Below are 9,482 nucleotides of genomic sequence, written 5' to 3'. Positions count from 1 at the left end.
GGAATATTAACCTGATCTGCAGGAATGTCTACGTGATTGAATAAATGCTCGTGCATAAAGTAATGGTAACTCTGCACATCAGACTTATCCATTGGCCAGTATTCATCAAGATTAAAGGTGATCACGTTTTTAAAGCTCAATCCTTCTTGGTTGTGCATACGCACCAATTCTGCATATACATTGATAGGGGAAGAACCTGTAGCAAGACCCAGTACACACTTCTCGCCAGCAGCTTCTTTACTCCTGATTAAATCTGCGATCTCCTGAGCTACAATCGCTGAAGCTTCTGTAGACTTTTCAAAACTGATGTTGTGAATCTTCTCAAAACGGGTCTCCTCAAACTTACCTGCCGGCTCGTAAATGATTTGAGATTTTCCTCCTGAATTTATTTCCATATCAATAAAAACTTAGATTATTTTTTTGTTGTTATTTGGTAGGTTTCTCCAGCTTTTGTTTCAAAACGGGTTAGGTAATGAACTCCTTCTTTTTGGCTTTCAGCCGAAACACCTTTGACTCGAATAGGCAGGACTGTTCGTAAGATGAGATTTCCACCAGATTCTGAGCGTATGTTTGCAGTCTGAAGCTTGTAATCTTTCCATACCAAATCCACTTCAAAGTTTCCCCGGGCTTTTAAACCTGATACCGAACCGCTTTCCCAAGCTTCGGGAAGGGCTGGTAATAGGTGCAATTCGCCCAGGTGACTTTGCAAAAGCATTTCGGCTATGCCGGCAGTCGCCCCAAAATTTCCATCTATCTGAAACGGCGGGTGCGCATCAAACAAATTGGGATACGTACCGCCTTTATGTTCTTTAGAATACGGATCTACATAGTGCATCAATTCCCGAATCATCTTATAGGCGTGATCCCCTTCAAGTAAACGGGCTGCAAAATTGATCTTCCAGGCTTTGCTCCAGCCGGTACCTTCATCACCACGCAGTTCAAAAGTCTTTTCTGCGGCTTCTGCGAGCTTTGGAGTAGTAAGCGGAGAGATTGAAGTACCCGGATGTAGGCCAAATAAGTGCGAAACATGACGATGATGCGGATCTTCTTCTTCAAAGTCCAGATTCCATTCCTGCAATTGGCCTTTAACGCCTATTTGATACGGAATGAGACGGTCTCTAGCAGACATAAGTTTTTTTCTAAAGTCTGCGTCCTTACCTAAAACTTCTGAGGCTTTAATGGTATTGCTAAAGAGTTCGCGAATGATGGCGATGTCCATAGTTGCACCTTCGGTAACTGCATAGCCTTTGCCGTCTACCAGAAACAAATTTTCAGGAGAGGTAGAAGGAGCGGTCGTTAATTTTCCATCGTGTTCTACCAGCCAATCCAGGGTAAATACGGCAGCTTCTTTCATCACCGGGTATACCTTGGCGAGATAGTCTTTATCCTGAGTAAAGGCATAATGCTCCCACAAGTGCAGCGTAAGCCAGTTACCGCCCATATACCAGTTGGCCCAAAGTGGGTCGCCGTCACCGCGATCTCCTACTGGGTTTGCCGTTGCCCAGATGTCTGAGTTGTGATGCAGTACCCAGCCGGGAGCATCGTAAAACTCTTTAGCGACATGGCTTCCTGTAACCGAAGCATTCTGTATATAGGCTAAAAAGGGCTGGTGCATTTCACTCAGATTGGTGGTCTCAGCAGGCCAGTAATTCATTTCGGCATTGATGTTTGTGGTGTAATTTGAACTCCACGGTGGACGCATTTCTTTATTCCAAATGCCTTGCAGGTTGGCCGCGATTCCGCCGGGTCTGGAAGAAGACACGAGCAAGTACCTACCGTACTGAAAATATAAAGCTTCCAGCTGGGGATCGTTTGCACTTTCTGAATAGGCTTTTAAACGGCTGTCTATAGGCTGATTCAATTTATCCTCTGAAGTTTTGCCTAAATCGAGTGCGACTCGTTGCATATATGCAGAAAAATCTGCGATATGATCTGATTTTAACTGCTCAAAGGATTTGGCCGAAGCCGCCTGCATAGATTCGCTAGCCAATTTCGCTTCGTCAAGTCCGTCTTTGTCCGGACATTTATCAAAACCGTTGAAACTGGTCGCAGCGGTAAGTAAAATAACCACTTCCGAAGCATCAGCGATCGCGAGACTATTATCCTGAGTAGTCAGATTTCCGTCCGTTTTCAGCACTTTGATGCGGTATTGAAAACGCATTCCGTCGCATTCTTCGGGATCCTCATAAGTAATGGGTTTTACACCTTCAGGATTGTAGTAATTGGGATTTACGTTTGCCGGCGCCTTGCCGCTTACCACCAATTCCTGATTTTCAGTCACCGAAACTTCAGCGCGCAATTGGCTTTCTGAGGAAAGATTCAGGTTTAAGGCTTGAGCTGCATCTGCAGTTAGTTTCATCACCAAAACATTATCAGGCGCAGCGGTGAAAAATTCCCGGGTATAGTTCACGCCATCAGACTCAAATTTAGTAGTGGTGATCGCCTGTTCAATATTCAATGTACGTTTATAAGCCTGTACCGAATCGTTTTTAAGTTCCTGATGGAGGAGCAAATCGCCCATCGGCATATAGGACTGGGTGTAATAGCCCTGCATTTTTTTGGTCAAAAGTGTTGCTTGTTCATAGTCTTTGGCAAAAATAGCTTCGCGTAAGGGTTGCAAATACGAAGCCGCATCGGGGTTGATGCTTTGCGGTACGGGGCCGCCGCTGTATAGCGAACTTTCGTTAAGTTGAATCAATTCGTCAGTTACGCGTCCAAAAACCATCGCACCAATTTTACCATTACCCAGCGGCAGGGCCTCGACCCATTCACGTGCCGGGGCATCGTACCAGAGCTCGGGCAATTCAGCTTGAGCGGTTTCAGTATCTAAATTTTCTTCATTTTTACAGGAAATCAGTCCTAAAAGCAACAGAAGAAACAACGAAGAATTACGGAAGAACATTTTTTTCATCAATTGGTTTTTATAGCAAAGGGGCCATCCTTTTCAAATTAAAGTTCAGATTTTATAAGTTTCAATACATAACTGTATGTATAGCTGTCTTTAGTCAAACGATATTCGGGATGCGGATAGGCACCCCAGCTGGTATCACCGCCCAGACCACGTTGTGCCAAATCGATATGCAAGGTGGTTTCATCACGGTAGCGCAGGTTTGTAGGATGCTGATTCTTTTTGGTTTCACCGGGATCCAAGGCTTCGGTTTTTATGGGAAGCGCACTAAACGAGACCGGTTGTAACCCGCTAACAGCAATGCCGTTTCCACTGGTGTCTGTAAGTTTTAACCAGCGCGTATCGGTATGGTAACCGTACTCTTGCGGACGGATGTAAGGCATCTTTAGACTGTCTACCTGCGCCTTGTAAATTCCGATAAAGGCAGCTGAATTACGGTCTGCATAATTCTCTTCCGGCCCGCGGCCGTAATATTCTAAATTATCAAAACCAGCCGGTAGCTGCATACGCATCCCAAAACGGGGAAGCTCAGGCAGTTTTTTAGCCTTAAGATCAAGCTTAGCGGTAACACGAATGCTGCCGTCAGCTTGTATCAGATATGCAAGTGTGTAGGGTAGATCAATATCATTGAGTTGGTAGCTTACCTGAATGGGAAGACCTTCTTCGGTTTGTTTTTCAACAGTTACATCTTTAAGTGTCACATTGTGGTGTGCACTGCGCCAAATATTCAGTTCTTCGTGCATCCCGTTACCAAAATCATTGTCGGTTGGCGCACGCCAAAAATAGGGCTGTGGTAAAGCGTCTAGGGCTACTGTTCCATTGCTGTAGGACGTGAAACTTCCGGTTTTAAGGTTGAACGTTCCACTTGTTGAACCCGAATTGAATTTGAGCTGATCGCCTTCGGTTTTAACTTCGAGCTTTTCGTTGTTTTGTGAAGACGTAAAAACGGGTTTACTCAGAGCGAACTGAGCTTTTGCAATCTCGTGATCGGCGGGGACCAAATCTGTAGCGGTTTTAGTATAGGTGTAAATATTCAGTAAATATTCAGAATTTGTGTTCAGATTGGGCAATTTGATTTTTGCTTTTTCTGAAGTATGTGGAGCTGCAGTTATCGAAAAATCTTCGGTTTTAATCACTTTTCCGTCCTGAAGTAATTCCCAGCTAAATCGGTAGTCTTTCAGATTGGTAAAGTCAAATTCATTAGATGCCGAAAGCTTCTGACTTTCTTTATCAAAGTCAAACTGAATATTTTGGTACACTATTTTAACTTCTTCCAAGGCCGGGTGCGGTGTTCGGGTTGAAGAAACCAAGCCATTTGCACAAAAGTTTTCATCATTCTGAAAGTTGAGCCCACCCAGATCGCCACCATAAGCCCAGAAGGTTCCCATATCATCTTGGGTTTTGATGCCCTGATCTACCCAATCCCAGATAAAACCGCCCTGCATGTGATCGCTGCTTCTGATAATATCCCAGTATTCGGTAAAATTACCGGTGCTGTTGCCCATCGCGTGTGCATATTCGCACATAATGTAGGGCCGGTATTTATCGGTTGCGGCCGCGTACTCGCGCATATAATCGATTGTTGGATACATGGGGCAAACTACATCGGTGTTGCGCTCCTCATTGGCCTGCTCAAACTGAACCAGTCTCGTGGTATCGCGCTCTTTGACCCAATCGTAGGCCTGCGGAAAGAAAATTCCGTTACCACATTCGTTGCCCAGTGACCAGATGATTACTGAAGGGTGGTTTTTATCGCGCTCTACGAGTCGCTGAATACGGTCCATTTGTGACGGAAACCATTCCGGTTGATAGGCCGGGTGCCGGTCTTTATTTTTAAACGCGTGGACGTTGGCACCCATTCCGTGAGACTCTAGGTTGGCCTCATCTACCAGATACATCCCATATTGATCACAGAGTTTGTACCAAAGCGGATTCTGCGGATAATGACTTGTGCGCACGGCATTGATGTTGTTTTGCTTCATCAGCTTCAGATCTTTGAGCATCACCTCGCGTGAAGGCACGTGGCCTTTTACATCATCGTGAATATGTAAATTCACACCTTTTAGAAAAATAGGTTTACCATTCACAAGCAGTTGTGCATTTTTTAATTCAACAGAGCGAAAACCCACTTGCTCGCTGGTGATCATTGTGACCTTTCCCTTAGCGTCTTTTAGGGTAAATACAACATCATACAGATTAGGGTTTTCTGCATTCCAGGCCTGCACATTTTTAATTTTAGTGCTGAAAGTTAGTGGAGTAGTAGTGTTACTGAATTTATTTTCTTCTGAAAAAATAGCTTTTCTATCTTTTGAATAGATCAATTCAAGTTTGAGAGATCCTTCTTGAGTATTTTGTTCAAAATTTTTCAGATCTATTGAAGCTTCAAAGACACCGTCTTTATAGTTATTTTTTAAACCTGCTTTTAGAAAGAAATCCCAAATACTCGTTTTGGGTAATGCGTATAAAAACACGTCTTGTTCAAGCCCGCTTAAGCGCCAGAAATCCTGATCTTCCAAATAACTGCCGTCGTGCCATCTAAAGACTTGTATGGCCAGCTCATTGCTTCCTTTTACGAGAAAGGACGTGATATCAAATTCAGAAGGGGATTTGGCGACTTTAGTCATCCCGGCTTCTTTTCCATTTACAAAAACGCGCGCATAGCCCGATACCGAAGAAAGATTCAGTATCACTTCTTTATCATTCCAGGTTTCCGGGATTGTAAAGTTGCGGCGATACGTCCCCACCGGGTTATAGCTGTTGTCTACAAAAGGCGGATTCTTAGGAAATGGATAATCGATATTGGTATAAATAGGCGTACCAAAACCTTCTAACTCCCAGTTAGCAGGTACGGTAATATTTTCCCAGCCCGAATCATCAAAACCGGTTTTATAGAAATCGCGCGGCCGGTCTTGCGGTTTTTTGACAAAGTTGAACTTCCAGGTGCCATTGAGCGATTGATAGTAAGGGGAATTTCCAAATACATCTGCGCGGGCATCGGTTTCTGTTATATAAGCGATAAAATCGGTATGCGGTTCCAGTTTGTTGCGCTCATACACCAGCGGGTTCTCCCATTCGTTAACCTGTTGCGCAAGACTTGCAAAGCAGGTAAATAAGATTAAATAGAGGAATGCAGTAACTTTCATGAATTCAATGTTCAATACTTATATTTTGACGTAGATTTTCTTTTTGTCCATCCAGTAGCCCAGCGCCCAGCACAGGAGCATAAACACAATAGCGGTAATCAAGGCTCCAAAGGACCCCGGGAATATGCGTTGAAAAATGTCTTCACTTACCCATTCAAAAGCATCCTGATTTTCATTTACGGGAATCAGACGCAGGCTGATGTAAAAGAGTTCAGAAAAGAGATAAATCACCAGCGGATTTTTGCCAAAGACGTTGAAGAAGTTTGTTCCGAATTTGATGTTTTTCAGTTCTACCGCAAAGATGAGTGCTGCCAGCATAGACAGATTAAGGCCTATTGTTAACATCGCAAACGGACTCGTCCATAATTTTTTAGAAAGCGGAAAAATCAAAGCCCACCATTCGGCAAGGGCAAAAATCAGGAAGCCGGCCAGCATCAGCTTGGCAATGGTTTCGTAGGATTTACCTTTCCGTCTGATAAACACACCGGCGAGGTAACCGGCAAGTACGTTGACAATACTGGGCAGCGTGCTCAGAATGCCTTCAGGATCAAAGGGGATGGCATCTTTTTTATAGATGTGACCTTCGCCTAAAATCGCAAAGTCAAATTTTGCCGCTGCATTGGTCGCCATCTCGAGTTCGTGACCGGGTTCTCCAAAACCGTACAGAATTCCCCAATAGGCAAGTAAAATTCCGGAGCAGATAAATACAATGGTTTTGACCGAAAAATATCGTACCATCACCGCACCAAAAAAGTAGCATAGGGCAATACGTTGTAAAACGCCCATAACACGGGTTTCTGAGAATGGAGATAATTGCAGCTGCCCGTCATTAAATTCAAAAAAAGGAAACCAGTACATCAGGAATCCCAGCAGGAAGATGATGGCAGTGCGTTTAAGCACTTTCTTCCAAAAGTCTGCAGGTGTAGCTTCTTGAAAACGACGCATAGAGAAGCTCATAGCGTTACCTACCGCAAACAGAAAAGACGGAAAAACCAAATCTGCCAGCGTAAATCCAAACCACTGTACGTGCACCAGGTACGGATACATGGCTGCACCGGTGCCCGGAGTGTTTACCAGGATCATCAGGGCGATGGTAAGCCCTCTAAATACGTCAAGCGATAAAAAGCGTTCTGAAGTTTTTACAGTCATAGGCTGGTTTTAATAGTTATAGTCAATAGGCGGCATAATCTTAGTGATCGGATCAATTTTGCTTCGGTATTTAGCGTGAAGCTCTTTTGCGACTTCATAGGCATTGCCGCTGGGCTGAGTAGGGTAGGATTCTTCTTTGTTGACCCAGTTCCATTCCCATTGTTTGATTTTTTCGTCAAAAGCTTCCTGATTAAAATCACCCCAAGCGGCTTCAACATCGGTGATGAATTGTTGCCAGCGCGGTTTGTAAAAATCGTTAAGCACCCCGCTCCACTGGCGGCACGAGTATTCGTGCAGGGGGTTATCAGGACCGCCCCAAAGCGTGATGAGGTTGCGGGCATTTCGCTCGTAAAGGGCTTTTTCTTCAGGGGTGGTGCCCCAGCTTCTCGCATCGGCGATCCAGGGTCCCAGCAGGAAGTCTTTTCGCGTAGCGAGCAATCTATCCAGATCACTGATAAGCATTAGCAGCTCTTGGCTGTGCTTTTTAAAGGCTTCTTTATCATTGTTGCGGTAAGTGATAGCCATTTGCTGTTGCACGGGTAGCGCATAGTTGGCAAGTACCTGACGGGTAAGGTCTACGAGGTCGTATTCAAAACCATCTGAATTTTTAAAGGTGTTACTTGTACCAATAAATAAATCCCAGGCAGGCAATAGATCAAGTGGATCGTAATTCATTTTGGTACGTGCCCAGCGGCGGTAGCCTTCAAAAGTAGGCCGTGCTGCGATGATCGATTCGGCGCCATCGCGAATGGTGGTGCCGTTATAAGCGGTTTCTACTAAAACATCCCAGGCTTTTAGGATGCTGTCATTTACCGCACCATAACGGTTGCGGGTGTACTGCTTCAGCCAGGGCTTGAGTTCAATAGGGGTATCGCGCCAAGTATTATCGGTCATCAACTCGTAAAGTACCGGGTTTTGCTCTATGGCTTCCATTGTAAGGCCAATTCCTTTTAAATTTCCTGAAGTGCTGTCGTTTAACGCCAGCGCCGGTTGTTCGGCAACGGTCTCGATACGGCCAAACATACTGATGTTTCCGCCAAAATTGTGTAGCATATTCCAGATCCACTGTTTGCCGTAGAAGGCTTCGGTTTGTTTCCAGACGGGTTCGATTTCGGTAGCCAGATCGAGAATGATCATGCGATCGTCAGGCACTGTGCTGAGCAAGCCTTTGATTTGTGGTGTCTTCCAAAAGTCCTTATGACTGTAAAACAACCAACCCTGCATTACCCAGGTGGCTTCGGGATCTGCAGCTTTCATTCCTTCAAAAATCTTTTCGCTCAATTCACCTAAATATTTAGGGTCATCTGAAGGCGGCTCATTCTCGTTAAAGGTATCTGCAGTATAGAGGTGGTCTGTACCAAAAACTTCCTCCTGCTTTTCTAAAAAGCGTTTACCAATTTCTGCAAAAAGCGGATCTCCGGCATCAAGAATGTAGGTGTCGCCAAAATCATTACCCCAGTTGGTTTTTTTAAGATTTGCATCGGGGAAGAACTTTTTGAAGGACGCAGGCACGTGACCCGTAAATGCCGGAAGTACCGGTTTCATCCCCAATTCTCGTGAGCGCTTTAAGATTTTTTTCTGCAGGTCACGATGGCTTTCTTTCCAGCTTTGCGGAAGCGGGCCGCCCCAGCCGTCCAGGTTTCCCATCCAAAACCAGGAGAAATACGAAGGACCGCTGAAGAAATCGTTAAGATCTTCATCTGTAAAGCCATAGGATTTATAAACCTCGTCCCAAATGTATTCTTCCCCTGTGATGGCCAGGGGCATATTGATGCCGTGAAGTGCCATCCAGTCAATCTCCTTTTCCCAGCGCTTCCAGTCCCACCAGCTCATCGAGTAGTTGAAGGTGCAGTAGTTGAGGTAATAACGGTATTCGTAAGGTGATTCTTTACGTACCGGTTTCTCGGGCAGGGGCAGGGATTTGGGGAAATTAAGGTTTGTGCCATTCCAGGTAATTTGCCCGTGAGCATACTCCTTGATGTAATAGTACAGCGCCGAAGCGATAGCCACCCCATTATTCCCTCTCAAACTAATTTTACCATCCTGAGCTGCAATTTCAAAAGCCTGATCGCCGGCTCCGGGCAACGAATCGATGGTAAACTCATTTGCATATTCGGGAACAACCCGATTAAGCAGACCTTGGTAGGGAGTTTCTGCTGCAGGCTTAGCCTCTACTTCTTTTTGACAGGAGTTCAGGCCTAAAATAACGAGCAGGCAGCAGGCAAGCTGTATGGCTGATGCGTATTTGGTTTTGAGAATCATAACAGGTACTATTTATAAAA

The 9,482-nt window shown here is 44.9% G+C and carries 5 protein-coding genes; all 5 read right to left on the bottom strand.

What is annotated here, in order from left to right:
• Window positions 1–395: 6-phosphogluconolactonase (locus tag BUB91_RS13160; protein ID WP_175551009.1), on the bottom strand; the 395-nt coding region annotated here is incomplete at its 3' end.
• A gap of 17 nt (window positions 396–412) precedes the next feature.
• Window positions 413–2,911 carry a glycoside hydrolase family 95 protein gene (locus BUB91_RS13155; RefSeq protein ID WP_241652612.1) on the bottom strand — a complete coding sequence of 833 codons (2,499 nt, stop codon included), beginning with the start codon at window positions 2,909–2,911 and terminating at the stop codon, window positions 413–415.
• A gap of 38 nt (window positions 2,912–2,949) precedes the next feature.
• Window positions 2,950–6,051, bottom strand: coding sequence for a beta-galactosidase, LacZ type (locus BUB91_RS13150; RefSeq protein WP_073099752.1), 3,102 nt, complete (start codon window positions 6,049–6,051; stop codon window positions 2,950–2,952).
• Between the two features lie 18 nt (window positions 6,052–6,069).
• A complete protein-coding gene (locus BUB91_RS13145; protein ID WP_073099751.1) occupies window positions 6,070–7,200 on the bottom strand; it encodes an acyltransferase family protein in 1,131 nt (376 codons plus the stop codon).
• Between the two features lie 9 nt (window positions 7,201–7,209).
• On the bottom strand, window positions 7,210–9,462 hold the full coding sequence (locus BUB91_RS13140; RefSeq protein WP_073099750.1) for an alpha-N-acetylglucosaminidase: 2,253 nt from the start codon (window positions 9,460–9,462) through the stop codon (window positions 7,210–7,212).
• Window positions 9,463–9,482 lie beyond the last annotated feature (20 nt).

The sequence above is a fragment of the Leeuwenhoekiella marinoflava DSM 3653 genome, assembly GCF_900129005.1.
In the GTDB taxonomy this organism is placed as follows: domain Bacteria; phylum Bacteroidota; class Bacteroidia; order Flavobacteriales; family Flavobacteriaceae; genus Leeuwenhoekiella; species Leeuwenhoekiella marinoflava.
Note: the sequence above shows the minus strand (reverse complement) of the source record. Positions and strands in the feature narration are given on the sequence as shown.

Coding starts and splice junctions, on each gene's coding strand:
- BUB91_RS13155 (WP_241652612.1), bottom strand. CDS start 2,911: ATGAAAAAAATGTTCTTCCGTAATTCTTCGTTGTTTCTTCTGTTGCTT.
- BUB91_RS13140 (WP_073099750.1), bottom strand. CDS start 9,462: ATGATTCTCAAAACCAAATACGCATCAGCCATACAGCTTGCCTGCTGC.
- BUB91_RS13150 (WP_073099752.1), bottom strand. CDS start 6,051: ATGAAAGTTACTGCATTCCTCTATTTAATCTTATTTACCTGCTTTGCA.
- BUB91_RS13145 (WP_073099751.1), bottom strand. CDS start 7,200: ATGACTGTAAAAACTTCAGAACGCTTTTTATCGCTTGACGTATTTAGA.